21 protein-coding genes are annotated in these 25,841 nt (G+C 61.5%); 15 read left to right on the forward strand and 6 right to left on the reverse strand.

Annotated elements, in window-relative coordinates; all coding sequences use genetic code 11:
* Nucleotides 1-3: 3 nt before the first annotated feature.
* On the reverse strand, nt 4-1,503 hold the full coding sequence (locus CLV47_RS08045; RefSeq protein WP_106348626.1) for an acyl-CoA synthetase: 1,500 nt from the start codon (nt 1,501-1,503) through the stop codon (nt 4-6).
* A gap of 109 nt (nt 1,504-1,612) precedes the next feature.
* Between CLV47_RS08045 and CLV47_RS08050 the strand changes: the two genes are divergently transcribed.
* The 5 genes from CLV47_RS08050 to pcaC are packed head-to-tail and all read left to right on the forward strand — an operon-like array spanning nt 1,613 to nt 5,089.
* Entirely contained in the window at nt 1,613-2,053 is a 441-nt protein-coding gene (locus tag CLV47_RS08050; protein ID WP_106348516.1) for a MarR family winged helix-turn-helix transcriptional regulator, read from the forward strand.
* A gap of 2 nt (nt 2,054-2,055) precedes the next feature.
* Nucleotides 2,056-2,778, forward strand: coding sequence for a protocatechuate 3,4-dioxygenase subunit beta (gene pcaH / locus CLV47_RS08055; protein WP_106348517.1), 723 nt, complete (start codon nt 2,056-2,058; stop codon nt 2,776-2,778).
* Complete coding sequence (gene pcaG / locus CLV47_RS08060; protein ID WP_106348518.1) at nt 2,771-3,349, forward strand: protocatechuate 3,4-dioxygenase subunit alpha; 579 nt, start codon at nt 2,771-2,773, stop codon at nt 3,347-3,349. The genes pcaH and pcaG overlap by 8 nt, the downstream gene beginning before the upstream one ends.
* Nucleotides 3,324-4,694: a class-II fumarase/aspartase family protein gene (locus CLV47_RS08065; protein ID WP_106348519.1), complete on the forward strand. Its 1,371-nt coding sequence runs from the start codon at nt 3,324-3,326 to the stop codon at nt 4,692-4,694. The genes pcaG and CLV47_RS08065 overlap by 26 nt, the downstream gene beginning before the upstream one ends.
* Nucleotides 4,691-5,089 (forward strand): 4-carboxymuconolactone decarboxylase, encoded by a 399-nt coding sequence (gene pcaC, locus CLV47_RS08070; protein ID WP_106348520.1) that lies wholly within the window; start codon nt 4,691-4,693, stop codon nt 5,087-5,089. The genes CLV47_RS08065 and pcaC overlap by 4 nt, the downstream gene beginning before the upstream one ends.
* A 41-nt stretch (nt 5,090-5,130) precedes the next feature.
* Here the strand turns inward: pcaC and CLV47_RS08075 are convergent, their stop codons facing one another.
* Nucleotides 5,131-9,963, reverse strand: coding sequence for a DUF4082 domain-containing protein (locus CLV47_RS08075; protein ID WP_106348521.1), 4,833 nt, complete (start codon nt 9,961-9,963; stop codon nt 5,131-5,133).
* 561 nt (nt 9,964-10,524) lie between these two features.
* Here CLV47_RS08075 and CLV47_RS08080 point away from each other — a divergent pair.
* Nucleotides 10,525-11,076 carry a class I SAM-dependent methyltransferase gene (locus CLV47_RS08080; protein ID WP_202862456.1) on the forward strand — a complete coding sequence of 184 codons (552 nt, stop codon included), beginning with the start codon at nt 10,525-10,527 and terminating at the stop codon, nt 11,074-11,076.
* A 10-nt stretch (nt 11,077-11,086) separates the two neighbouring features.
* Here CLV47_RS08080 and CLV47_RS22605 read toward each other — a convergent pair whose 3' ends face one another.
* Nucleotides 11,087-12,436 (reverse strand): glycosyltransferase family 4 protein, encoded by a 1,350-nt coding sequence (locus CLV47_RS22605; RefSeq protein ID WP_106348523.1) that lies wholly within the window; start codon nt 12,434-12,436, stop codon nt 11,087-11,089.
* Nucleotides 12,437-12,590: 154 nt separating this feature from the next.
* On the opposite strand from CLV47_RS22605, the gene CLV47_RS08090 reads away from it, so the two are divergent.
* From CLV47_RS08090 to CLV47_RS08100, 3 genes are read left to right on the forward strand one after another with little or no spacing between them, the layout of a single operon-like run.
* Nucleotides 12,591-13,352 carry a YveK family protein gene (locus CLV47_RS08090; RefSeq protein WP_106348524.1) on the forward strand — a complete coding sequence of 254 codons (762 nt, stop codon included), beginning with the start codon at nt 12,591-12,593 and terminating at the stop codon, nt 13,350-13,352.
* Nucleotides 13,336-14,766, forward strand: coding sequence for an O-antigen ligase family protein (locus tag CLV47_RS08095; protein WP_170110999.1), 1,431 nt, complete (start codon nt 13,336-13,338; stop codon nt 14,764-14,766). The genes CLV47_RS08090 and CLV47_RS08095 overlap by 17 nt, the downstream gene beginning before the upstream one ends.
* On the forward strand, nt 14,763-15,695 hold the full coding sequence (locus tag CLV47_RS08100; RefSeq protein ID WP_106348526.1) for a glycosyltransferase: 933 nt from the start codon (nt 14,763-14,765) through the stop codon (nt 15,693-15,695). The genes CLV47_RS08095 and CLV47_RS08100 overlap by 4 nt, the downstream gene beginning before the upstream one ends.
* Nucleotides 15,696-15,719: 24 nt before the next feature.
* On the opposite strand, the gene CLV47_RS08105 is transcribed toward CLV47_RS08100, so the two are convergent.
* On the reverse strand, nt 15,720-16,388 hold the full coding sequence (locus CLV47_RS08105) for a polysaccharide deacetylase family protein (protein ID WP_202862457.1): 669 nt from the start codon (nt 16,386-16,388) through the stop codon (nt 15,720-15,722).
* Nucleotides 16,381-17,283 (reverse strand): glycosyltransferase, encoded by a 903-nt coding sequence (locus CLV47_RS08110; protein ID WP_106348628.1) that lies wholly within the window; start codon nt 17,281-17,283, stop codon nt 16,381-16,383. The genes CLV47_RS08105 and CLV47_RS08110 overlap by 8 nt, the downstream gene beginning before the upstream one ends.
* A 162-nt stretch (nt 17,284-17,445) precedes the next feature.
* Here CLV47_RS08110 and CLV47_RS08115 point away from each other — a divergent pair, with 162 nt between their 5' ends.
* The 6 genes from CLV47_RS08115 (at nt 17,446) to CLV47_RS08140 (ending at nt 24,451) form a co-directional block, all read left to right on the forward strand.
* Nucleotides 17,446-18,315 (forward strand): hypothetical protein, encoded by an 870-nt coding sequence (locus tag CLV47_RS08115; RefSeq protein ID WP_202862458.1) that lies wholly within the window; start codon nt 17,446-17,448, stop codon nt 18,313-18,315.
* Nucleotides 18,316-18,342: 27 nt separating this feature from the next.
* Nucleotides 18,343-19,923, forward strand: a complete 1,581-nt coding sequence (locus CLV47_RS08120) for an acyl-CoA ligase (AMP-forming), exosortase A system-associated (protein ID WP_106348527.1) — start codon at nt 18,343-18,345, stop codon at nt 19,921-19,923.
* Nucleotides 19,920-21,146, forward strand: coding sequence for a pyridoxal-dependent decarboxylase, exosortase A system-associated (locus CLV47_RS08125; protein ID WP_106348528.1), 1,227 nt, complete (start codon nt 19,920-19,922; stop codon nt 21,144-21,146). The genes CLV47_RS08120 and CLV47_RS08125 overlap by 4 nt, the downstream gene beginning before the upstream one ends.
* 29 nt (nt 21,147-21,175) lie before the next feature.
* The gene (locus tag CLV47_RS08130; RefSeq protein ID WP_106348529.1) at nt 21,176-21,439 is read left to right on the forward strand and encodes an acyl carrier protein; all 264 of its coding nucleotides are present in this window, start codon (nt 21,176-21,178) and stop codon (nt 21,437-21,439) included.
* 10 nt (nt 21,440-21,449) lie between these two features.
* On the forward strand, nt 21,450-22,370 hold the full coding sequence (locus tag CLV47_RS08135) for a hypothetical protein (RefSeq protein WP_106348530.1): 921 nt from the start codon (nt 21,450-21,452) through the stop codon (nt 22,368-22,370).
* 650 nt (nt 22,371-23,020) lie between these two features.
* Nucleotides 23,021-24,451, forward strand: a complete 1,431-nt coding sequence (locus tag CLV47_RS08140; RefSeq protein ID WP_170111000.1) for a DUF4082 domain-containing protein — start codon at nt 23,021-23,023, stop codon at nt 24,449-24,451.
* A gap of 186 nt (nt 24,452-24,637) precedes the next feature.
* On the opposite strand, the gene CLV47_RS08145 is transcribed toward CLV47_RS08140, so the two are convergent.
* Nucleotides 24,638-25,624, reverse strand: coding sequence for a rhamnosyltransferase WsaF family glycosyltransferase (locus CLV47_RS08145; protein ID WP_202862459.1), 987 nt, complete (start codon nt 25,622-25,624; stop codon nt 24,638-24,640).
* Nucleotides 25,625-25,841: the final 217 nt, after the last annotated feature.

Here is a 25,841-nt window from a genome sequence, read left to right on the forward strand (position 1 = left end):
GATTCAGTCCTCCGTTATCCATTCTGAGGCGGTACGGCGCAGGTCGGTCCGGCGTACCTTGCCGGTGGCACTGCGCGGAAGTTCGTCCACAAACCGAAAGTACTTGGGCACCTTGTACTTCGCGAGGTTGCTCTCGAGGTGCGCACGCAGCGTCGCCTCGGACAAGCCGGTGCGGCGTACGACGAAGGCAGCGCCCACCTCGCCCCACCGCTCGTCCGGGACCGCGACCACGGCACAGTCGGCGACCTCGTCGCGCTGCAGCATGATCGCCTCCACCTCGGCCGGATAGACGTTTTCCGCGCCGGAGATGATCATGTCCTTGACGCGATCGACCACGGAAGACCAGCCGTCCGGATCCTGGCGTACGACGTCACCGGTGCGAAACCAGCCGTCCACGAACGACGCGGCGGTGTCCTCCTCACGCTCCCAGTAGCGGGAGAACACGTTGGCCCCGCGCACGAGCAACTCGGCCGGTTCACCCGCGACCAGGGCCGCCGCGTGATCATCGCGCAGCCCGGCGATCTCGGTGTAGAAATGCGGCGGCCCCACCGACACCGGGCGCTCCAGCGCACCCTCGCCGAGCGCCATCGTCACGCCGGCGGTCGTCTCGGTCATGCCGTATCCCTGGTAGAGCATCACGCCCTTGTCCTGCCAGGCGCGCGCGACCCGCTCCTCGACCGCGGACCCGCCGTAGTTCACATAACGCAGCGACGACAGATCCGCAGCCGGCCACGACGGATGCTCACTCATCAGCTTCAACATCACCGGTACGGCGGCAAACCCGGCAATCCGACCGCGCGAGATCGCGGCCAGCACCTCGCCAGGTTCGAACCGGGCGACGACCTCGACGCAGCCGCCCTTGAACAACGTCGGCATGGTCACCTGCCCGAGCCCGGTCACATGGAACAGCGGCGCGATGCACAGCACCCGGTCAGTGCCGAGCGCGTCGTAGTGCGCGAGCTGGTTCATGGTGTTCCAGGTCAGGTTGCCATGAGTGAGTACGGCGCCCTTGGGCTTGCCCGTCGTACCGGACGTGTAGAGGATGACTGCCGCCTCTTCCAGCCCGACCGGTTCGAGCGCCACATCCGCGGACCCGCTCTGCACGAGCTGCTCGTAGTCATCTGGGCCGACCAGGTGCGCTGAAATGCCCGAGGGCAATGTCATCCCGGCGCCGTACGCCAACACCGACGCGCCGCAGTCCTCAAGCATATAGCCGATCTCGACCGCCGATAACCTGATGTTGAGCGGCACGAAGAGGGCGCCGATCTGGCCTGCGGCAAAGAACATCTCCAGCGCCGAAATGTCGTTGGCGCCAAGGTAGGCGACCCGGTCACCGCGTCGTACGCCGAGGCCGCGAAGCGCCTCACCCAGACGGCGGGTGCGTTCGGCGAGCGCCCGGTAGGTCACCGTCCGGTCTCCCTGCGCCAGCGCGATGCGGTCCGGGGTGATCCGCGCGCGGCGCCACGGCCAGGAACCGACGCCGAGCCCCGGGTTATCGAGCATCTCCGCTGCCACCTCCTAATCACCATGACCCTGCGTTAACATCGACTAACAGGTTTCCTGATACTGACCCGAGTTAGATCGGAACGCAAGCCCCCGGAAGGAGCCCGCGGTGGTCACTGTGCACACGCCCTCCCTGCTGTACGCCGTCAAGCAGGTGGAGCTGGCAGTGCGCTCCCGCCTCGACACGATCGTCAAGCCCAGCAAGATCACGGCATTGCAGTACACCGCGCTCACGGTGCTCGAGCGTCACGATGGCATTTCCGCCGCGCAACTCGCCCGCAACTCGTTCATCACGGCGCAGTCGATGGCCGACCTCGTGGGCACATTGCAGCGCCGCGGGTTCATCGACCGCCGCCAGGACCCGTCCAATCGTCGTCGCCTTCTGATCACCCTGACCGAGGACGGACGCAAGCTACTTGCCCAGCACGAAACGGAAGTCCGTGCCCTGGAGGACCGGATGTTGCACGGACTGAGCAGCCGGGAAGTCGCGACGCTACGGCGTACGCTCAATAACTGCCGAGCGTCCCTGGCCGACGAGCGTGAGGAGTGACCATGAGCGAGCTTCTGGTGCCGCATTATCCGCAGATCACCGGCGTACACCCGCCGATGGACTTCCCGGACTACCGAAGTACGGCGCTGCGCCACCCGACACAGCCGCTTCAGGTCCTGCCGCAGCGGCTGACGGAGATCACCGGGCCACTGCTGGGCGAGTCACGCGTCGGGCCGACCGACCACGACCTGACCGTGCAGCACGACGGCGAACCGTTCGGGCAGCGGATCATCGTGCGCGGCCGGGTCCTAGACACCCGCGGTACGCCGATCCCGCACACGCTCATCGAGATCTGGCAGGCCAACGCGAGCGGCCGTTACCGGCACATCGGCGACAATTGGCCCGCACCTCTCGATCCCAACTTCACCGGCGTCGGGCGCACAATGACTGATGCGCAAGGAAACTACGAATTCCTGACGGTCAAGCCGGGCGCCTACCCGTGGAAGAACCACGACAACGCCTGGCGGCCAGCGCATATCCACTTCTCGCTGTTCGGCCGCGCATTCACCCAGCGGCTGGTCACCCAGATGTACTTCCCCGACGACCCGCTGTTCAGCCAAGACCCGATCTTCAACTCGGTGCGCGATGTCGCGGCCAGGGAGCGCATGATCGCGACGTTCAATCTCGCGGAGACGAAACCCGAGTGGGCGCTGGCCTTCGACTTCGACATCGTGCTGCGTGGTCCGGACGCGAGCGTGTTCGAGGAGGAGGACGACGATGACTGAAGACTTCGGCCTAACCCCGTCGCAGACTGTCGGCCCGTTCTTGCACATCGCGTTAACGTGGGAGGACGGGAACCTCGTCGTACCAAGGGATTTCCCCGACGCTATCCGGATCGTCGGCACGCTGTACGACGGCGCGGAATCCCAGATCCCGGACGGACTGATCGAGACGTGGCAGGCCGACCCGGAGGGCAGGTTCGACCACCCGGATGACCTCCGCGGCGAGAAAGAACCACCCGAGGGGTTCATCGCGTTCGGACGCGCGACGACGCTGGATGGCGGTCATTTCGAGATCGTGACCGCCAAGCCGGGTCCTCTGCCGGCCGGCGGCGGCGAGATCGAGGCGCCGCATCTCAACGTGTCCGTCTTCGCCCGCGGCATGCTCGACCGGGTGGTGACCCGCATCTATTTCTCCGACGAACCCGAGGCCAATGCTGTCGACCCGGTTCTCAACTCCGTCGACCCGGAACGCCGATCCCGACTGATCGCTGAGGCGTCGGCTAAGGATCCAGCGACGTACCTGTTCGACATATATCTACAAGGTGAGCATGAGTCCGTCTTCTTCGAGCTCTGAATCCTTGAGCGCGCCGTACGACGGGCTGCTCGGCTCGCTGCCTGGAGACGCCTTGGTCGACGCGGCGATCGGCGACGCGGCTCTCGTATCGGCGATGCTGCGGGTCGAGGCGACGATGGCCTCGGCGCAGGCTGCCACAGGGCTGATCCCGCAGTCGTCCGCCGACGTGATCGCCACGGTGGTCGCGGATGCCCACTACGACGTACGCGAACTCGGCCGCGCCGCCGTCGCGGCGGGAAATCCCGTCGTACCGCTGGCGTCGTGGCTGACCCGCGACGTGCGCGCCCGCGACGCATCCGCAGCGGCGCACGTGCATTTCGGTACGACGAGCCAGGACATCTTGGACACGGCACTGATGCTGATCGCCCGTGACGCCGTGGCGGTCATTCTCGACCGTCTAGACGCATGCTCCGGGCTCTTAGTCTCGTTGGCACGCGAGCACGCACGGGCGCTGATGACCGGCCGAAGCCTTGGCCAGATCGCCGCCCCGATTACGTTTGGGCTCAAGGCAGTCGGTTGGCTCGGCGGGGTCGATGCGGCCCGGGACCGGCTGGAGGCCGCTTCCTCGCGGTTTGCTGTACAGCTTGGTGGCCCGGTGGGCACGCGCGTCGCCTGGGGCGCTCACGCTCCTCGGCTCGCCGCATCCGTCGCGTCCGCACTCGGCCTGGCCGATGCGCCGCCCTGGCACACAGAACGCAGCAGGATCGTCGACCTCGCGAGCGCCCTCGGTCAGGTGGTCGCGGCGCTCGGCACCATCGCCACCGACGTCATCTTGCTGTCCCAGAATGAGATCGGCGAGCTGTCCGAAAGTCCGTCCGCTGGGCGCGGCTCGTCGTCGGCGATGCCGCACAAACGCAATCCGATCGGTTCGATCCTGGTGCGTTCAGCCACGCTGCAGTCCCCCGGTCTCGTGTCGACGCTGCTAGCCGCGGCCGTGCACGACAACGAGCGCGCCGCTGGCGCGTGGCATGCCGAATGGACCCCGCTTCGCGAACTGCTGCATCTCGCCGGTGGCGCTGGCGCGGAGATGTCCGGCGTACTGTCCGGGCTCGTCGTACACGCCGACACCATGCGCGAGAACGTGACCGGCCGCGGATCGGTGATGTTTGCCGAGTCCGTCGCCCGCGCGCTGATGCGGCACGTCGACCGCGCCGAGGCTCAGTCGATCGTGGCCGATGCGTCTGTTGTGGCGACCTCAAGCGGGAGGTCGCTGCGCGACGTACTAGAGGACTCCCCCGCTTCAGGTCATCTCTCGGCCGAGGACCTCGACGCGGCGTTTGACCCCACCGACCACATCGATGCGGCCGCCCGCCTCGTCGAGCAGACACTTGGAGCGCGCACATGAGCGATCTCACCGACAGCGAACGACACGACCAAGGGATGGCCGTACGCCGCGCCGTACTCGGTGATGCGCACGTGGATCGGTCCGTCGCGAACACCTCACCGTTTACCGAGGCGTTTCAGGACTACATCACCCGCACGGCGTGGGGTGATGTGTGGACGCGGCCGGGGCTGGACCGGCGTACGCGCTCAATCATTACGCTGACCGCGCTGCTGTCCCTCGGCCACGAAGGCGAACTGCGACTACACATCCGCGGCGCACTCAACAACGGGCTCACCCGCGAGGAGATCGGCGAGGTGTTCCTGCACGCGGCCGTGTACGCCGGCGTACCGGCGGCCAACTCCGCCTTCGCCGTCGCACAAGAAGTCTTCGCCGCCCTCGACGCCGAAGACCGCTAGACCTGGTCCACGTTCGCGCCCAGATCGTACGGATCTAACAGTTACCCAGCGACGAACAGCACATCGACCCAGTAGTTACCGCCGTTGTAGGTGTCCGTCGGGAACGCGCTGGCGGAGCCGTACTTGTAGACCCCGTTGCCCCCGTCGGTCCCCGTCTGGAGTGCCTCGAGCGGGCCACTCACGACATTCCGGCTGGCGAAGTAACCGCCGTCTGCCGAGTACATACCTTTCGGCGCGAAATATGACACCACATACGTGTTGCCGGGTGTGAGCGAGACCGGGGTGGTGAACATGGCTGACTGCCAACCCCGCGCGGTCTCGGCTCCGAACGTCACGCTCGCGAGCAGAGTTCCGTCCGCCGCCCACAGATTCCCGACATGCGATCCGCTGTTGGCAGGGCCACCCTTATAGAACCGCACCCCCTGAACCGCACCCGCGGAACTGGCTCGGAACTTCGTTCCAACTTCGAGCGGGCCGGTGTCGTTAACCAGAAGCGTTGCGGGGACGACGTTATTGGGCCAGATCGAGACGACAGTGGCACCGATCGTCTGGAAGCTCCACGTCGTCGGCGAGGCAATCGGGTTGCCTTGCAGGTCGGTCGCGGCCTCCACGGACGCGGTGAACGACGCCGAACCCGACAAAGGGCTAGTGGGCGTGAACGTGACGGTGTTGCTACCGCTGTCGTACGCCGACGCGCCGGCGACGACACCGCCGCCGCTGTCGCGCAGCTTGATCGAGATCGACGACGGGATGACCGGCTCGCTGAAGGTCGCGGACATGGTCGCCGTCAAGGCGACTCCCGTCTCCCCAGAAACTGGAGTGACCGAGGTGACCGTTGGAGCCGCGGTGTCGACGAAGATGGCGTCAACCCAGTAGTTGGTCGCGTTATAGCTACTGTTCGGGAATCCGCCAGCGCCGTACTTGTACAACCCGTTGGGTGCAGATCCCGTCGAGGCGGGTGCCTGCAGTGGTGCCCTAGTAACGGCGGCTGACAAACCGCCCGCGTCGGCTGCGTAGTGGCCGTTCGGCGCGAAGTACGACGCGACTAGCGGCACGCCGGCGGTGACCTGGATTGGCGCACCAAAGAGCGCCTGCTGCCACCCCACCGCAGATTCGTTGGAGAACGTGGCGGTTCCGAGCAGGGCGCCGTCGGCAGCCCACAGGTGCCCGACGTGTGAGCCTGTATTCCCGGAGCCCTTATAGAACCGAATGCCGGTGATTTGGCCATCACTCTGCGGGACAATTCGAACGCCGACCTCGATCGCCAGACCATCGGAGCTTGCGGCCGATGCAGGGATCGAGGAGGTGTCCCACAGAGTCGCCGGAGTAGCCCCGGCGACAGTCGCCGTCGTGAACTTCCACGTCATCGGTGCGGCCATCGCATTGCCGCTGAGGTCTTTAGCCGACACCGACGCCGTGTAGGTGACATTTTGGGCGAGCGCCGAGTTCGGCGTCAACGTGGCGGTGCTCGTGCCTCCGTCGTACGCGACGCTTGATGCCACCGTCGCCCCGCTCGCTGTCTTCAGACTGAACGTCAGCGATCCACTGTCGATCGGCTCGCTGAACGTCACGCGTATTGCCTGAGTAGTCGCAACCGCGAGAATGTCCGCGGCCGGCTCGACGTTGACCACCTGTGGTGCCGTGTTGTCGGCAGCCATGACGAATACCACGTCAGCCCAGTAGTTCGCATTCCCGTAGGAATCGGAGGGGAAGCCGCTCGGCCCGTAACGATAGACACCGTTGAGCGCCCCTGTCACGCTTTGTGGTGCGTGAATAGCGCCTCGGTCGGCCGCGCTAGATGTGAAGTATCCGCTGCTCAGGCCATATACGCCGTTGGGCGAGAAGTATGACACGAAGTAGGTAGTGCTCTTCGTGATGGCGATAGGAGTCGCGAGATTTGCCTGCTGCCAACCGGAGGATGTTTCATCTGAGAAGGGCGCGGTCGCTAGTAACGTCCCCGACGCCGACCACAGATGACCCACGTGCGAGCCCGTCGTACCCGGCGCCTTGTAGTAACGCAGCCCGGTGACCGTCCCGTCGACATCAGACGTGAATCGCACCCCGAGCTCGACGGCACTTGTCTCATTCGAGGAGATCGTCGCGGGCGCCGCGGAGGTGTCCCAAATGCTCGTCGGTGATGTGCCGGGGTCGCCGGTCGTGCTGAACTCCCAGGAGTACGGAGCCGCCATCGGGTTACCTGCCGCATCATTGCCGGAGGTGACCGTAACCGTGTGCAGCGCCAGCGCCCCGAGCTGGGCGGTGGGCGTGAACGTCACTGTCCGTGTGGCTACGTCGTACGTCGTGGATCCGGCGACGAGCGCGTTAGTCGCGTCCCTCAACTCAACGACAATCGAGGCTTCGGTCATCGGCTCGCTGAAAGTCGCGGTGACCGCCGTCGTCCGAACTACTGACTGAATTTTCGTCGCCGGAGAGTGGTCGACGACCTTAGGAGCTTCGTTGTTGTCGTCGCTAAGAACAACATCAACCCAGTAGTTGGTCGACCCGAATGTGTCAGTCGGAAATCCCGTTGAGCCATATCGGTATACGCCGTTGGAGCCAGACTCACCGTTTGCGAGGGCTCTTAAGGGTGGGAGTTCAAACGCTTGTGCAAAGTAACCGGCGTCGGCCGCATAGTGACCATTGGGCATGAAGACGGAGGCGACATAGGTAGTCCCGGCGGTGACGGGTACCGGAGAGATCGAGACTACCTGCCAGCCAGTCGCGGACTCGTTAGCGAAGGTTCCCGTCGCAAGCTGTTCGCCGGCGGCGGTCCACAGAGTGCCCACATGCGTACCGGTATTGCCCGCTCCCTTATAGAAGCGGACACCGGTGATGAATCCTTCGACCGCACTTTGGAATTTGACACCGGCTTCGATTGCACCACCGTCGTCAGATGAGGCAACCGTCGGGGTGAAGTCCGTGGGCCAGATCGAGCACGGCAGCGATCTAGGGCCTCCGACGAAGCTTCGCTGCGCGCCTGGCGACTCGATGTTGCAACTGTCGTCAATCGCGCGCACTGTAATCGGCACTTGACCGGTCGCGAGAGGCGTAAATACGTAGCTCCATGAGTCTTTGCCCGTCGCCGGGTGCCACGTCGTCCCCCCATCGGTGGATGCCTCAATCCCTGCGACTGTGCCCCCGCCTGCATCGACCGACGTGCCAGCGACCGTAATGGCGGTCCCGATCGGGAAAACGGCGCCTTCTGCCGGTGTCACGATCGCGGTCGTTGGGGGCAGAGTGTCGGCAGACTTCGTCGCGACCGTCAGCCCGGACTGCAAGGTTGACGGCTGCGCCCCCATATCGGCGAGTACGTTGATCGTCGCTTGCTGCATTACCGGATCGGTCGGCGTTCCGGGGTCGGTGATGTGATAGTCGTCGAGGCCGTAGGACCATTGAACGGTGCCGGTACCGAATACGAGCGCGCCACTGGCCGCCCGGTACATGACTAAGTTGTGAACACACGTGCCCGCGATGTACGTCGCGCCGTAGTCGATAAGCAGTTGTGGCGTCTGCGCCGTCGTGCTTGACAGGTGGATAAGACCGGCGGGCCGAAATCCGTTGTCGACGTCGCAGTCAAACTCGTAGCCCAAAGTGTTGGGCGCCAACGTGCGGACTTGTCCGCTCGTTAGCGTAGCGACGGCCGTGTTGCGCCAGAGCCGCATCTTTGCGTACTCGGCCGGCACGGTGATCTCGAGGTCGGGCTCATTACTGGGCAGTATCGAACGGAAGAACTGTCCAGTCAGCTCATTTTCGGGACGTCCTCCGTTGGACGGCGGGCTGAACCTGGGATCGCGCCACGTGCCGGTCCATTCCGGCGTCGGGTCGGTCTTGGCACTGTCGAGGGTCTCTTTGTAACAGACCATTGTGCGGTCTGCGGTGTTGGAGCCATCAATCGACGGGGCGAAGCGTACTTTCCAGAAGTATTCGTTGCCTGACATGAAGATCATGTTGACGCCGGCATCGCGCCCGGCCGTTACGTTCGCTCGTTGCTCGCCGGAGACGTACTCATCGTGACCGGAAGAGATGAACACCTTGCGTCCATTGAGGACAGCTGCGTTCTGGTGGACATCGATCCCACCGCAATATGAGACGTCGTACCCGTTGCGCTCGAGCCATCGGACAAGCGCGACCTCTGAGCTCAGGAACATGTTGGCCGGATCGGGATCTCGGAGGAAGGGCCGGTTGTAACTGACCTTGTATGCGCGACCTACCGGGTCGCCGTAGTACAAACTGTTGCCGCCGTACCGGTTGTAGGCGTGCTGGGTCATCTCGGACGTTTGGACCAACACGTCTGACGGCCCGGTCCGACGCACTACAAAGTGCGTGTAGTTGGACGAGTTGGAGATGTCCTGGCGCTCGAACAGCGCATAATAGATTCCCGATACGGCGTCGGATGGAATAGTCCACGACGCGGACGGCGCCCAGTTGCCGCAATCGACCAGCCCGGTCGCAGCCTCGGTCTTTGGATCTGGCTGGTTCTGCGGAAGCGTGGCAGAGGGGGTGACATCTTGAAGATGTCGCGCGCCCTTACCGGCGTACCAACCGAGCCGAAAGATGCGGACTCGATAATTAGTCGATGGCGTGTCGATCTTGAAAGTCACGGTCTCGCCGGGCAGGTAGCTGTACTGAGTCGTGTAGCCCTGAATTGACTCGTCGTTCCATGATTCCCAGTCCGACTCCGGCGAACCACTCAACGCGTTCTCGGCCGACACCGAGTTAGGCGTGGCAGCGAAGGCCGTGCCGGACATCATCGCGGCCGCCGTACCGGCCACGCCGGCCGCACTTGAATACTTTAGGAAGTTCCGACGGCTGACACCGCGCCCAAGAATTCCACCGTTAGAGCCCGCGCCCGATTTATCATCCGATTTACCCACAACTCGCCCACCACAGTCTTGGGACGCCCCTGAATTAGCGTCTCCCCCACAGCCGCAACTTCATCACAAGCGACTAACCCAAGCAACCGTCCCGCGACGAAGTTTCATTAGCACATGTAATAGGCAAAATTGCAAGCAGATTCCGGCGTGAACCAAGTCCCGGCACGCAAGGGCGCCAGTCGCAGGTCGGCGCAGCCTAGGTCCGGACCCAATCACGTTGAAGACTTGTAACTCGGCACACGAATCTGCATCCGCACCATGAGGATCGGAAAATATGCTCTGCGCACGAGGGCCCCAAGCGTCTGTATAGTCCCGGGAATACATCACTTCAGTTCTAGGGCGCGGGGAGAAATTCTAATGCACGCCGACTCAGGCTCGTCGATAAGTCCATGCGCGAGTTTAGAAGGCGCACATGAGCATCCACAAACGGCCGCTGCAGAGACCGAACGTCGAGGCGCACGGGTTCGCCGTCTTCTTGTTGACTCGCCGACGTCAGTGGGCGCCCGTGCACGTGCCCGACGCTGGATGTTATTGCAGAGGAATTTCCCAGGTCTCGGCGGCATGCGCGTACTCGACCTGGGAGGCACCTTGGAATGGTGGCGACGCGCGCCATTGCGTCCAGCGCAAGTGATCACCGTCAATTTGGAAGATCAGGATAGCGGGTCAGACCGCTCGCTCCGGCATGTGACAGGCGACGCTTGCACGGCCAGAGAAGTACTAGATGCCGCTGGCCTGTCGAGAGAATTTGATCTCGTGTTCTCGAATTCTCTGATCGAGCACGTGGGTGGGCACGCTCGGCGAGCCGAACTCGCGCATCAAATACAAGACCTCGCGCCGAATCACTGGATCCAGACACCGTATCGATATTTCCCGGTCGAGCCGCATTGGCTGTTTCCCGGGATGCAGTTCCTTCCAATGGCTGCGCGCAGTCGCATCGCTTTGTCTTGGCCACTCACGCACACGCGTGCCAAGACGTTAGCGGAAGCGCGTGACGGCGCGATGTGGACTGAACTAATAGGGCTAACCGAAATTCGATCCTACTTCCCGGACTCAGAAATTGCCATCGAGCGCTTCCTTGGCATACCTAAGTCGCTTATCGCTATCAAAGCGTAGCGACGCGTGTCTACTGTGGCGCCGACCGCTCTAGAACGAAGCGGCGCAGTTCGTCAGCGTCATCGAGATCCACGAATTCCTGGCCGCGCTCCTCGTCAATCGACGTTCGAGCACGCAGAGCCTCCAACGTAGTTCCCGATTCCGCGGCCAGCCCCGATTCGCGACCGACTAGCTCGTCGTATACGCCGACGTACTTCTCCGCTTGTGGTCGCCAATCAAGCTCCTTTACGACTCGGCCGCGCGCGCGAAGCGACATCGTGGCCCGCAACTCCGCATCATCTAGCAGCCGGGCTACCGAATCGGCAAACGCCTTCACGTCACCCGGCGTCACGTACAGCACCGCTTCCGCACCAGAGACCCGAGTCTCGGCCAGGTCAAATGACACCGATGGCAGGGCATATGCCATGTACTCCATCGTCTTGTTCATCGTGGAAATATCGTTGAGTGGCGTCTTCCGGTCAGGACACATGCCGATATCGGCCGCGCTGAGATAGTCAGCGATCATGCCCTTGTCTGCCCGACCGGTGAAGGTTACATAGTCATCAAGCCCGAGTTGGGTGGACTGACGACGAAGATCCTCGAAGCAGTCACCAAAACCGAGTAATGCCGCGTGAACGTCAGTGCGTCCACGCCAATTTACCAATTCGTCCATCACCTCGAGCACCACGTCGACGCCGTCTTGCGGTCCCATGATGCCGAGGTATACCAGAAGGTACCGCCCGTTTCGGCGTATTGATGGCGGTGGATATATAGGGCGCATCAACTGCGTATCCGGACCGCTTCGTACAACGGTGACCTCATCCGCACGACGATGTCCCCGGGAGATTGCGATCTTCTTGTAGGACTCATTGGTAGATATCACGCGATGCGCAGCACGAAACGTCATACGCTCCAGCCACAGCAAGCCATTCAACTGAACGCGACCACCGAAGCTGGAGGGCTTCCCAAAACGTGACAAATAGAGTTCGGGATTGAGATCATGGTGGTCGAATATGAACTTGACCCCACGTATCCGCCACAGTCTGGCTAGGAGCCAGTAGGTGTCGGGCGGATTGCACGCTTGAATGATGTCAAATCCGCGGTCACGCCATACCCGGAGCGAGAGCAAAGCGGTGCGCAGCCATGAGTAGACGAACTCGACGATAAAACCTCCGACACCCTTAGCCTCAGGTGCCGGTCGATATTTGTAGATCGCGACACCATCGAGTGTCTGCCGTGAGGGATCGCCCGGACCCTTGGGACATATCACGCTCACCGCGTAACCCCGTGCGATGAGCGCCTGACACTCAAGCCAGACACGACGATCCAACGGGACCGGAAGATTCTGAACGATTATCAGAACTCGTCGTCCGATAGACATAGTGGATTCCCCTCCGAAGAGTTGGTTGGGTTCGTGACCGAGTCGGCAACCACATTTAATAGTGCCAGACCAGTTCACACGGCATTTTTAGGGTAGGCCGAGTACTCTCGGGACTGTAGTTGCAAGCTGCTTCGTGGCGTTATGAAGGGACAGTATGTATTTCGGGGATGTCCTGAAGGCACTCGGACGCAGGTGGTACGTCCTTGTAGCGGGTCTCGTGGTAATCGCCGTCGCGGCAGGTTTGGCAATAAAGTGGGTACCGACGCAGTACGAGGCGTCAGGGCAGATGCTGCTCTTGCTCCCAGCGGACGCGACCGGTATCACAACACCGACTAACCCGTACATTAACCTGCAGGCCGGACTCATCACCACTGCGTCCGTGGTCGCGGGAACGCTAAGCACCAAAGATAGCCAGCGCGAAATGAAAGCCAAGGGGTTCACGTCCGAATACGCTGTCGCGCTCGACCCCGGAGGCGGCCCGCTGCTGCTTATCACCGCCGACGACACGAACCCACAACGCGCAGTTGCCACCCGGGACGAAGTAATCAAGCGGCTCGACGGAGAACTTGCCCGCATCCAACAAGATGAGAATGTTCCAGTTACCCAGTTGATCCACTCGCGCACATTCAGCGTTACACAGTTTGCCGAGGCGCTACCAGGTAGCAAGATCCGCGCACTCGCAGTGATCGGTGCGGTAGGCGTGATCCTCACTCTGATCGTCGCGTTGATGATTGACCGGTATCGGCCGGCTCGCAAACGGCCGAGGCGCTCTCGCGCACGCCGCAGTCGCGAGACCGGGCCGGACGACGAAACGCAAGCCGATCCACAATCCCCATCGGTCGACAATGACAGCGAACTGGCATCCAGCGCAACGTCGACCGTTGAGCATGAGGTCGTCGGTGAGCCTCGCCGCTGAAACACCGGTCCGACGCGAACGAACGCAGCGCATCCCGGCACTAGTCTTCGTTCTCGTCTACGTCGCGCTACTGCTCTGCATTCCTTCGCGGCTAATCGTCGGACCACTAGGCGCATCGGGGACGCCCGCAAATCTTTGGGGATTGGCGGCGCTGCTCTGGTGGGTCTGCGCCGCGGTCGGCGGATTCAACACAGGTCGCCACTCGCCAGTACGGATTGCAATAGCCGTTCTGACCCTTGCGGTGTTCGCAAGTTACGTGTCCGGAATGTCGAACGGCTGGTTCATTCCACCGACTATTCACGAAGCAACTAGCGACGTTATTAACCTGGTCCCGGCCACCATTGGGCAAATCAACGAGAAAATGGTGAACGCTGCGGACCGCGGACTGCTCTCGTTCGGTGGGTGGCTCGGAATCGTGCTGGTCACTTCAAGCGGTCTGCGTTCCTGGCGGGACCTCGAAACGGTCGCAAAGTGGCTCACCTGGCTGGGGACTTTCGTAGCGGCTCTGGGAATACTTCAGTTCTTCACCGCGATAGACATCGCCTCGTTCTTCAAGATTCCCGGGCTGGTCGCGAACTCCGATTTCGGCGAGGTCGCAACCCGTTCGGTGCTCAACCGCGTCTCAAGCACGGCGATACATCCCATCGAGTTCGGCGTCGTCATGGCCTGCATCTTCGTTTTTGCGTTGCACCGGGCAATTCACAACCCGAGCGCAATTCCACCCTGGATACCCGTTGTTTGCATCGGGATCGCGATCCCGATGTCCGTGTCACGATCTGCGATCCTCACGGCCGCGATCGCGTTGATCATCATGCTGATCAGTTGGCCTCCACGGTGGCGATGGCGCGCTCTCTTCATCGCGCCCTTCGCAGCCATCGCGCTCAGACTCATGATCCCGGGGCTCGTCGGCACCATCACGTCACTGTTCACGAATCTATCCAATGACCCGAGTATCAGCGGTCGCACCGACGACTACGGCCCCGTCTTCGATCTCTACACAAACCATCCGATACTCGGTCGCGGTCTGTTCACTTTCGCCGCGAATTATTACCGGATCCTCGACAACCAATACTTTGGCATGCTGGTTGAAATCGGAGCGGTTGGCCTGTCCGCAGCCGTAGCCCTCTTCCTAATTGGCTACTTCTGCGCCCGCGGCGCGCGACGACGCACAACCAATCCTCGGTCTCGACACCTCGCGCTCGCGCTGTCCGGCGCAATCGCCGGTGTTGTGATCAGTTACGTGACGTTCGATGCGTGGGCCTTTCCAATGGCCGCTGGACTCACTTTTCTCCTGATTGGGATGGCCGGCGCCGCGTGGCAGATTGCTCGCTACGAGTCACAGCAATCGGATCCTGCCGCGGCGGAGGCCGCGGCTCCTGCATCCGGCTATTCGCCAAGCCAGGAAGTTGCATGAAACAGACTGAAGAGATTGTGATCGTTGCCGTGGTCACATTTAACAGCGAGTCAGTACTTGAAGGCCTGATCTCATCGCTGAGCGCAGGATTCGCCGACGTCCTACACCATCTTGTCGTCGCGGATAATGCCTCGACCGATGGCAGCGTCGCAACCGTCAGGCGCCTCGCGCCCGAGGCAACGGTTGTCGAGGTCGGTCGAAATGCCGGCTATGCAGCAGGGATCAACGCAGCCGTGGCGGCTGCGCCCGCGCACACCGCGGTGCTCGCCCTGAATCCCGACGTCCGGCTCGGCGAAGGCAGTATCCCCGTACTGCTGCGCGCCCTTCGCGAACCAGGGACCGGAATCGCAGTTCCGCGGCTGATCGACGCACACGGACGGCTCATTGAGTCGATCCGACGTCGCCCAACCGTAACCAGAGCACTCGCTGATGCGCTGCTCGGCGCGCGCCGAGCTGGCCGCTACCCGCTGCTCGGCGAAGTAGCGAGTGATCCGGCCGTTTACGACGTCGAAGGTCCGATCGACTGGGCGGAGGGCTCCACGCAGCTCATCAGCGCCGAATGCTGGAAAGCCTGTGGACCATGGGACGAGTCGTACTTCCTATATTCCGAGGAGACCGACTTCGACTTACGTGCCGGCGACGCTGGCTTCGCCACGAGATTTGTGCCATCCGCGCAAGCCACTCACCTTGAGGGCGGCTCTGGCGCGTCACCGGAATTGTGGTCGCTGCTGATGATGAACCGAGTGCGACTGTTCCGTCGCCATCGCGGCACCCTGCCAACCATACCGTTCTGGGCGGCAACGCTTCTCCGAGAATCAAGTCGGGCGCTCCAGGGCAAAGCCACGAGCCGAGCCGCCGTGCGCGCGCTCGTCAATCCGTCACGCATGCGTGAGACGCCCGGACCCCATTCGATTCGGGCATCGCGTTAGCGGGCCAACAAGAGCTATATCCCTCTACCGCAACCGTTTGACAAGTCCGACGGCAGCGGAGCGGGCACGTTGCCGTGGTGTTGCCGGTCTGAGCGCGCTCGCGCGAAGCGAAGCGGGCGTGTCATCGCTGCGAACGCTGAACCGCGGTTGCATCCACTGGCCGGCCCGCGCAACCTTCCGGTCGCTGGTGTGTACGGTCTCGTAGCCGAGTCGACGCAGATCACCCAATAACCGTCGGTCGTATCTGCCAAGTGGTAATGCCGCCGCTCTAACTGCTTCGCCACTTATCTCGGCTAAACGAGCGCGGGCCTCGACAAGCTCGCGGTCCCGCGTCGCAGGATCCATCCCTCGCCACGGTCGATGATCCATGCCGTGCGAGCCGATTGACATCCCATGTTTTCTTAGCTCAACGACACCGTCGGGGTCGAGACTGCCGGCCGTCTCCAGGCGCCCGGCCAATACGAAGAACGTTGCCGTGAGGTCCCGTTGACGCAGTGCCGGGAGCCCGAACTCGATGTCGGAGGTGTTTCCGTCGTCGAAGCTCAGACGCACGTTTGGCCAGCCGGCGATCTCATCGAGGATCCAGTGGAACTTCTCCTCGGTTATCCAGTACGCCGACTCGCCCTCCTCAAGTTCCCGGCCGGGCGTCCCGATTCCGTGGAAACAGATGTTGATGATCTTGGTGTCAGGCACAACTGTCACCCCGGACGATGGGTGTCGCAGGACGCGTTGAGTTGTCTTGTCCCCAGGGCTCCGCGGCGCCGGCGTTCCGCCGTGCCAGAAATGCCGCCCAGACAGTGATCGCGACGTAGACCACGGCGGCTGGGGCGAGCCTTGGCTCTGGCACGATCACGTCGCGCAACCAGGAGAACCGGTCAGCGTTGCGTACCGGCACCGTAACCTGGCCTTCCCTTGCCGCAGCTCGCATTGCCGCGTTGCCGCGTCGTACCCTTACTAAGCGCCGCACTAAGTCGCGCGTGCGCAGTGGCGCGGCTACGACTGTTTCAATTTGATCGACTTCGGACTTCTCGCCTTGGTCGAACACGGAATCCAGGAATAAGTCATCGGCGACCATGTCCGGGAAGCGCTCGAACCGCGCCCGCCCGGCCCGCGACACCGCGATTGCGCCGCGGCCGAACAGCCCGTGCCTAAAGACTGGCAGCCTACTGTTTATTGCGAAATATGCACGGACCATTAGCGGACGCGCGCGTAGATCGAGTGTGCGGCGCGGGACGGCCGCGAGCGTTGGACAACCTGCCGGACGGGTCGCTTTGGGCGGGCAGAGCAGTGCATCTCGGAGCGCACGGGCGCCCGCTGTCGTGAGGACGATGTCGGCATCGAGGTAAATCCGCGGAAAAGCGTCGATAGCCGCATCTCCGGCATTGAGCGCCGCCGGTTTGCTTGGCTCCGCTAACTCAATGACCCGGACCGTATTTCGGGCTGCCGCGATTGTGGCGGTCGCATCGTCGCAACCGTTGGCCACGACCACGATCTCGAACTCATCCGGCAATGAATCGGCCAGTAAGTTATCCAGACAGCGACCGATGACCGACGCCTCGTTGTGTGCTGCGATCACGACGCCCGTCATCGCCACTCACCCCGTCGACGTGTCGCCTCAATCCCGTTGCGATTGTCAAACGTCACGCATTCCCCCCTGGTCGGACGCTAGTTCTTTGCTATCGTATGCGAAGGGGGCGGTGCCGGGTGAATACCTGTTATGAGTTTGTGTGCGTTTTCGGGGCTAATCAATATGTCCACTAAAGTCTCGGTCGAGTTGAGCGCTATCACGGTCGCCGACTTGGTGCCAATCGGGCACTTCCTGCACGATAACTTGAACCACCACGTCGCCCCCGAGGCATGGGTGCGCGCCGTCAATCCCGCGTGGATGTCCGACGCCCCTAACCACGGATTCATGCTGCAGACACGCGACGGCAAAATCGTCGGCGTATATCTCGCGTTCTACTCGGCGCGGCAGATCGCCGGCGCGACCGAACGGTTCTGCAATCTCGCCGCGTGGTGCGTGCTCGAAGCGCACCGGGGACACGGCCTGCGGCTGGTACGAGCGCTGCTGGCACAGGTCGGTTACCACTTCACCGACCTCTCACCTAGTGGAAATGTGGTCCCGCTAAACAAACGGCTCAAGTTCCAAGAACTCGACACAACGACCGCGCTGGTTCCCAACCTGCCGCGGGTCGGCTCGTCTCGGACGCGCATTACGACCAATCCCACGAAAATCGCTCGCGTGCTGACCGGGAACGACCTCACGATTTACCGCGACCACGCGCACACACCGGCGGCGAACCATCTTGTGGTGCAGCGTGGAAGCGAATCGTGCTACGTGATCTTCCGACGGGACCGGAGAAAGAACCTCCCGCTGTTTGCCTCGATCCTCTACGTCGGCAACCCGAACCTGTTTCGCACTGTTGCGAGGAATGTCTATGGGCACCTACTCGTGCGGCACGGAATACCCGTCACGCTTGCCGAGCTTCGCATCGTCGGAGACCAGCCACTCGGTTCGCGGCTGTTGCGGTCGGCACGTCCAAAGATGTTTCGCAGTAGCCACCTCCAGCCAGATCAGATCGATTACCTCTACAGCGAACTGACCTGCGTGGCCTGGTAAGCCACAACGAGACACCGGGAATCAACAATGCAGACCAACCTTCATCACCTGATAGAACATCGCGCGACGTCAAACGGCGACGCGCCTGCGCTCACGTTCAAGGACACGACGTTCACCTATGCGGAACTTTGGGCGCAGACTCAACAAGTGGCGGCCGGTCTCGCCCGGCTTGGCCTGCGATCTGGCGACCGGGTCGGAGTGTTTCTCGACAAACGCATCGAGACGGTGACCTCGATCTTCGGATCGTCCGCGGCCAGTGCCGTATTCGTGCCGGTCAATCCACTACTCAAGCCCGCGCAGGTCGTGCACATCCTCAACGACTGCGATGTCCGAGTGCTGGTCACCACGCCCGAGCGTCTCGCGCTGCTCGCTGATGACCTGAAGGAATGCGATGCGCTGAGCAGCGTCATATTGGTCGCGACGGGCATCACGCCCAAAGATGCACCCGACCTCGGGGATGTCGATGTGCACCAATGGAGTGTCGTGTTCGACAACGACGGATCGTCGTCGCAACTTCGCTCGGCGATCGATCTCGATATCGCCGCCATCCTTTACACGTCCGGGAGCACAGGCCGGCCCAAGGGCGTCGTTCTGAGCCATCGCAATCTGATCGTCGGCGCCGAGAGTGTGAGTCAGTACCTGGGCAACACCGCTGACGACGTCATCCTGGCCGCGCTGCCCTTGAGCTTTGATGCCGGTTTCAGCCAGTTGACGACGGCATTCAGTGCCGGCGCCCACGTGATACTGATGAACTACCTGCTGCCACGTGATGTCGTGCGACTATGCGAAAAGCATTCGGTTACCGGACTGACCTGTGTCCCGCCGCTGTGGATTCAGATCGCCGCGCAGGAGTGGCCCCCGGCCGCAACCGAGAATCTGCGCTACTTCGCAAACACCGGTGGACGTATGCCCCGAACGACCCTCGACAAGTTACGCGACCAGTTTCCTGCGGCGACGCCGTACCTCATGTATGGACTCACCGAAGCATTTAGGTCGACCTACCTGGACCCCGCGGAGATCGATCGCAGACCTGATTCGATCGGCAAAGCGATCCCGAACGCCGAGGTCATGGTCGTCCGACCGGATGGCTCGCCATGCGACTTCGGTGAGGAGGGTGAACTGGTGCACCGCGGCGCGCTGGTCGCGCTGGGCTATTGGAATGATCCGGAGCGTACGGCTGAACGGTTCCGACCCGTGCCCGGCCGGAACCAAGACTGGCGTTCGCCCGAGGTCGCGGTCTTCTCCGGTGATGCTGTTGTGACGGACAACGATGGCTTTCTGTACTTCGTTGGGCGCAAGGACGAAATGATTAAGACCTCGGGGTACCGGGTCAGCCCGACCGAGGTCGAGGAGGCGGCTTACAGCACTGGCTTGGTACGTGACGTGGTAGCGCTTGGAGTCGATGACGCCACACTGGGTCAGAAGATACTTCTCGTGGTCAGTCCGTCCGGTTCCGATCCACTTGACGAAGCCGCGCTGATTGCCGCGATGCGGCATCGACTACCACTCTTCATGGTGCCCTCTAGCGTCGTCACCCGCAGCGCGATCCCACGCACTCCTAACGGTAAGTTCGACCGCAAGCTACTACGCGAAGAGGTCGGTGCATGACGCCCAAACCCGTTATCGCCGCCTTTGGCTCTCAGAACGGTCAACTGACCGTGGGCGGTATCCCAGTCGAGCGACTCGCTGAGCGCGTCGGCAGCACGCCATTCTTCGCTTACGACCGGGGTCTCCTCACGACGCGAGTAGAGCTTCTGCGCGCGACGCTGCCCGCCGGTATCGAGCTGAGTTACGCGATGAAGGCGAATCCGATGCCGGCGGTCGTTCAGCACATCTCCGGACTCGTTGATTCGATCGATGTCGCGTCCGCATTGGAGATGCAGACGGCGTTGGATACCCCGCTCACCGCTTCACACATCAGTTTCGCCGGTCCCGGGAAGACCGATCAGGAACTGAGTCAGGCTGTAGCCGCGGGTGTCACGATCGAATTAGAGTCCGCGTCGGAGGCTGCCCGGGTGGTGAGCGCTGGCGACCGGCTTGGACTGCGACCGAGGGTCGCCATCCGAGTCAACCCGGACTTCCAGGTCAAAGGGTCCGGGATGCGTATGGGTGGTGGCCCGCAGCAGTTTGGGGTGGATGTCGAGCAGGTGCCCGCCTTATTGACGGACTTGGCGTCTGCCGACGTCGAGCTTCTTGGGTTCCATGTATTCGCCGGGTCGCAGAATCTGCACGCCGACATTTTGGCCGAAGCGCAGCGGAAGACGGTCGAATTGGTCTTAGCGCTCGCGGACAAGTCACTATCGCCAATCCGCTATCTAAATCTCGGCGGCGGTTTCGGCATTCCGTACTTCGATAAGGATCAGCCGCTCGATCTCGAAGCGATCGGCGATAATCTATCTGCGCTGCTCACGGATGAGATCCGCCCGAACCTGCCCGACGCCCGTGTCGTAATGGAGCTCGGGCGATACATTGTTGGCGAGTGTGGTGTCTACATCACTCGGATCGTCGATCGCAAGGTGTCGCGTGGACGGAACTATGTCGTCGTCGACGGCGGCATGCACCATCAGCTGGCCGCGTCGGGCAACTTTGGCCAGGTGATCCGCCGCAATTACCCACTCGCCGTCGCCAACAAGATCGATGTACCGGTTGATGAGTCGGTCACGGTCGTCGGATGCCTCTGCACCCCTCTCGACCTTCTCGGCGACAACGTCGACCTGCCACGGTCCGAAGTCGGTGACCTCGTCGCGCTGTTTCAGGCCGGCGCATACGGGCTCACGGCAAGTCCGACCGCGTTTCTGGGCCACCCAGCGCCCGCCGAAATACTCGTTTGAACACAGCAACATCCAAAGGGGAACACACAATGGAAAGCACCAGTACATCCACATTAGACGGCGTCAAGGCAGTAATCGTCCAAGTTCTCGGCATCGAAGACCGCGCGGACACGCTTGAGGCCTCAACGCCCCTCTTCGGCAGCATGCCCGAACTCGACTCGCTCGCTGTCGTCGAACTGGCCGCCGCGCTCGAGTCACACTTCGACTTTGAAATCGACGACGCCGACTTCACCGGCGAGGTCTTCGAGACCGTCGGAACTCTCGCGCAATTCGTCGACGACAGCCATAAGTAAGTTCAGCTAGATGCGCACCCGCCGCACGTTAGCGGTTGCTTCCACGGCCGCCGCGGTGATCGTTATCGCCGCAGTCGCCATCGTGGTAATCGCGCGATCAGGTGACACCACGTCGCATTCGACCAGCGCCGAGACCGACAACTCCGGTGTGCACGAGGGCTTTCCTGGACCGTCGAACACCGGGGTGCCTTCCGGGACAAAACTCGCGGATTACAGCGGACCGTGCACGATCACCAAACCAGATACGGTGATTGACGCAAAGCAGGTTACATGCGATGACCTGCTGATTGCGACTTCGGGCGTGAAAGTCACCCGGAGCAAGACCAATCGGATCGATGCCGACGGCGATAATATTTCGATCACCATCGAAGACTCCGAGATAGATGGCGGCACCTGGAACGGCGCCGCAATCGGGTTCAATAATCTCACTCTGAAACGAGTCAATGTGCACGGCGCGCGCGTTTCAGTCCTGTGCGGTTCCAACTGCCTTGTGCAAGATTCCTGGTTACACAAACAGTACATGCCGTCTGACGTTCCCTGGCACGTCAATGGTTACGTAAGTAATGGCGGATCTAACGTCCTTGTCAAGCACAACACAATCGCATGCGACGTGCAGGACAACAGCGCGGGTGGCGGATGTACCGGACCTGCCGCTTCGTTCGGCGACTTCGCGCCGTTAAAAGACATTACCTATGACGGGAACCTGCTCGTAGCCACCCCTGGGGGCTACTGCCTTTCCGCTGGATACAACCCAGCCAAATCGTTCGGAAGTAATCCGACCAGAATAGTTGTCAGAAACAACATTTTCGCGCGCGGGTCCACCGGAAAATGCGGATCGTACGGTCCCGCTACCTCATTTCTGGCGAACGGCACGGGAAACGTGTGGTCGAATAACAAATGGGACGATGGGAGTCCGCTACAGGCCCCGTAAGGCGAATTAACCCGCATGTCTGTGTGCCTCAGCGCGGACTGGCGACGGGAAGCGGCAAGACGTAACCCGAGCGACGGTAGCGCGACGCCTCGACCGCTTCCATAAGGCGACGGGATCGGATTGCTCAAAGACTAGAGCGGATCTATTTCAGTGACGATTAGCACATTCGCTATATTTGGCCGGCCGCAAGCACGATTTTGGGGCCTTCCGGGCGCGCGCACAGGCGACGCAAGGCAAAGCAAGAATGCGATCAGTTCAATTTGGAACCACGAGAAAGTCGAGGCCATCGCACCTGTGGCGCGAAACGGGCGGCCTGCAAAAACCACGGGTCCCCGATCTCTCCGCACTTTGGTCCACACCTACATAGTCGGGCGTCCACAATCAAGGCCTCTCGGCCAAATCTGCGGTGTTTGACGATTCACGTTGTGCTCGCAGCGGAAGTCCTCATAGACTTCCTGAGTCGATGTCCACCCGGTGATTCGTAGATCCCGGTCGCCCCCAAATCCCGGACGTCGTGGCGGTCTTTCCTTGCGCACTATCGGGCACACGCGCGCCGACCGTCGCCATCGGTGTGGATGGCACCTACCAAATAGGAGTAACTCATTATGCGTGTTAATTCACGTCGTTCCCACACGCCCACCAGGCGACGAATGGCGCTCGTTCGCCTACTTACCGGCGCGATGGGGTTGGCACTCGTCGGCAGCGCTGCAATGGCCACATCGCACCAAAGTAGCGATGCGTACGCAGAGTCGCCAACCAATCAAACCATCTGGCAAGGCAACCCGACGCCGAAGAACCCGGCAGACAGCGATACGTCCTCGGTCGAACTAGGAACTGTTTTTGCGAGCAGCGAGAACGGGACAGTATCCGGAATCCAGTTCTACAAATCTGCCCAGAACACGGGCACTCATACCGGGAAACTCTGGAATTCAGATGGTAAGCAGATCGCATCAGTCACCTTCAACGGCGAGACGGCAAGTGGCTGGCAAACAGCGTCGCTGTCCTCGCCAGTCGCCGTAGCGAAGGGTCAGAAGTACACGGTCTCGTACAACGCGCCGAACGGCCAATACGCCGATGACACCGGCGTCCTCTCACCCGGTAAGACCATTACCTCTGGCAGCCTGACTGCATACAGCGGTGTCTACACGTACGGCGCCGGGATGCCGAACCAAACCTGGATGGATTCCAGCTACTACGTTGACGTTGTTTTCAAGGCCGGTGAAGCTGCTACCCCGCCTGCGACTACCACTCCCGTGGATCCAGTCGTGACCGACCCGGCACCGGGAACCGATCCGCCGCCACCGGCGACTACCAGTTTCCCCGGCCCTTCGAATACGGGTGTTCCTGCAGGCGTCGCGCTGACCCCTTACAGCGGACCATGCACGATCACGACGCCAAATACGGTTATTGATGCGAAGGCAATCAGTTGTGATCTAGTGATCGCCGCTCCTAATGTCCAGATCTCACGCAGCACCACAAAACACATTGACTCGGATAGCGACTCGGCCTCCGTATCGATTACGGACTCCGAAGTCGACGGCGGTACCTCAGAGACCCCAGCTGTCGGGTACAGCAACATCACGATGAAGCGCGTAAATGTGCACGGCGCACGCGTCTCGGTATTGTGCGGTTCAAACTGCTCGATATCTGATTCATGGTTGCACAGCCAGTACATGGCGCCCGGTTCGGACTGGCATGTCAATGGCTACGTGAGCAACGGCGGGTCGAACGTTCTCGTTCAGCACAACACCATCGCTTGTGACGTCCAAGACAATAGCAACGGGGGCGGATGCACGGGTCCGGCTGCTTCGTTCGGAGACTTCGCACCGCTCAGCAACATTACGTACGACAATAATCTGTTTGTTGCCTCGCCCGGAGGCTATTGTCTTGCCGCTGGTCTCAACCCCAGCAAACCCTACGGCAGCAACCCGACCGGAATCGTAGTGACCAATAACGTGTTCCAACGCGGAAATAACGGAAAGTGCGGCGCATTTGGAGCCGCGACATCGTTCCCCGCAGGCGGTAGTGGGAACGTTTGGTCCAACAACAGTTGGGATGATGGCAAGATCCTCAACCCTTAAGATTCATCGATTCCCAACCATCAAATTAGGCGTCGAACATTGCACGCGAGGCGGCGTCTCCAGCCCCAAATTGCTGGAGATGTCGCCTCGATCACTACCATGCGCGTCTGATTACTGGTTCTCGACGCCAAATTCGGACTCAAAATAACTGCAGCTATTTTAGAAATGTCTTATCCCTAGAATTCCTCACCTGTTATTGCCCCCACTATCGGCAATACTTTGTAATTCCGGACTGGGCGGTCCATAAACTTCATCCTCGACAATTCTGACCACATCGGCCTGCGCCGGTCGCCACATGTCGCCTCTGACACTGGATGCCGCCTGCAACGCACGCGCCTCAATTGCCTCGGCTTCGACCAGTGCGCAAAGTGCGTCTGCGATGGCTCCCGGCGTCGGCTTCGCCCACGACGCGAACTCACTTGGTAGATCCGCGCGCGCGTAAGGCGAGTCGTTTACGACTGGAATCGTGCCGGCTGCGAGCATTTCTTCGGCTACAAGCGAGATATTCGTAAACGACATCGCTATTCCGGCAATTGTTTTGTTGTAGAGTTCATTCAATTGGGCAGGGGTGAGTCGCCCATGATTCGTCACAGGAAACGGCAAATCGACCGTTTTCTGCCCGTATACGTGAATCTCCTGCTCCGGATGACGCTGATGAAATTTCTCCAATGCCAACGTGCCGAGTAAATAGCCGCGGCGCGCATTTACTGGACGGGTATAGAAGACGACACCTGAACGCGATTGCGGTCCCAGATGCCGATACACGTTTGTATCACATCCAAATTCGGTAACATCCGCATCGACTCCCACTTCCGAGCGGAGGAGGTCTCCTACCATTCGACCCAACGCTATGCATCGAAATCCGAATCTGTACGTATCTTCTGCCAAGGCATATTCGGAACCTCGAGCGTAAAAATACGGTTCATAGTCTTGGACGAAGTAGAGCCGACGCATCGCCTGGGTTCCTGCGCTAGCCAGGACATGCGCTGATGGCCAACCCGTCGCAATGCATGCATCAACGCCTCGGATTCCTCCAGCGACGTCTACGACCTCCGATCGGACGTCGGGCCACCCTTCACGGACGATACGTTCGTGGTGACGCACGTCGCCGCCAAATCGGTCGTGCAGAAAGAGTACGGTCGCGTGGCCGGCTTCCTCAAGCGCCTGGATCATGCGAAACATGGTCGTGTGACCGCCCGATCCGAGGCTTGGCGGCGTACATATCCACCCGATCCGCAGGCGGCTTCCACGGGCAGGACGGACATCAGGAGCAGCTAGCCGCAACCGTGTTGAATCTGCTATGTCCCTGACGTCAAGCGGAACCTCAAGTTCAGATGCCCCTAACGTCTGATAGGCGAAGCGGGCGGCCCTCTGTGCAGCCGCCCGCGCA

The sequence above is a fragment of the Antricoccus suffuscus genome (assembly GCF_003003235.1).
Lineage (GTDB): Bacteria > Actinomycetota > Actinomycetes > Mycobacteriales > Antricoccaceae > Antricoccus > Antricoccus suffuscus.

Coding starts and splice junctions, on each gene's coding strand:
- CLV47_RS08080 (WP_202862456.1), top strand. CDS start 10,525: ATGCGCGTACTCGACCTGGGAGGCACCTTGGAATGGTGGCGACGCGCG.
- CLV47_RS22605 (WP_106348523.1), bottom strand. CDS start 12,436: ATGTCTATCGGACGACGAGTTCTGATAATCGTTCAGAATCTTCCGGTC.
- CLV47_RS08145 (WP_202862459.1), bottom strand. CDS start 25,624: ATGATCCAGGCGCTTGAGGAAGCCGGCCACGCGACCGTACTCTTTCTG.
- CLV47_RS08125 (WP_106348528.1), top strand. CDS start 19,920: ATGACGCCCAAACCCGTTATCGCCGCCTTTGGCTCTCAGAACGGTCAA.
- CLV47_RS08110 (WP_106348628.1), bottom strand. CDS start 17,283: ATGACGGGCGTCGTGATCGCAGCACACAACGAGGCGTCGGTCATCGGT.
- CLV47_RS08140 (WP_170111000.1), top strand. CDS start 23,021: ATGGCGCTCGTTCGCCTACTTACCGGCGCGATGGGGTTGGCACTCGTC.
- pcaH (WP_106348517.1), top strand. CDS start 2,056: ATGAGCGAGCTTCTGGTGCCGCATTATCCGCAGATCACCGGCGTACAC.
- CLV47_RS08090 (WP_106348524.1), top strand. CDS start 12,591: ATGTATTTCGGGGATGTCCTGAAGGCACTCGGACGCAGGTGGTACGTC.
- CLV47_RS08120 (WP_106348527.1), top strand. CDS start 18,343: ATGCAGACCAACCTTCATCACCTGATAGAACATCGCGCGACGTCAAAC.
- pcaC (WP_106348520.1), top strand. CDS start 4,691: ATGAGCGATCTCACCGACAGCGAACGACACGACCAAGGGATGGCCGTA.
- CLV47_RS08135 (WP_106348530.1), top strand. CDS start 21,450: ATGCGCACCCGCCGCACGTTAGCGGTTGCTTCCACGGCCGCCGCGGTG.
- CLV47_RS08115 (WP_202862458.1), top strand. CDS start 17,446: ATGTCCACTAAAGTCTCGGTCGAGTTGAGCGCTATCACGGTCGCCGAC.
- CLV47_RS08045 (WP_106348626.1), bottom strand. CDS start 1,503: ATGCTCGATAACCCGGGGCTCGGCGTCGGTTCCTGGCCGTGGCGCCGC.
- CLV47_RS08130 (WP_106348529.1), top strand. CDS start 21,176: ATGGAAAGCACCAGTACATCCACATTAGACGGCGTCAAGGCAGTAATC.
- CLV47_RS08100 (WP_106348526.1), top strand. CDS start 14,763: ATGAAACAGACTGAAGAGATTGTGATCGTTGCCGTGGTCACATTTAAC.
- pcaG (WP_106348518.1), top strand. CDS start 2,771: ATGACTGAAGACTTCGGCCTAACCCCGTCGCAGACTGTCGGCCCGTTC.
- CLV47_RS08065 (WP_106348519.1), top strand. CDS start 3,324: ATGAGTCCGTCTTCTTCGAGCTCTGAATCCTTGAGCGCGCCGTACGAC.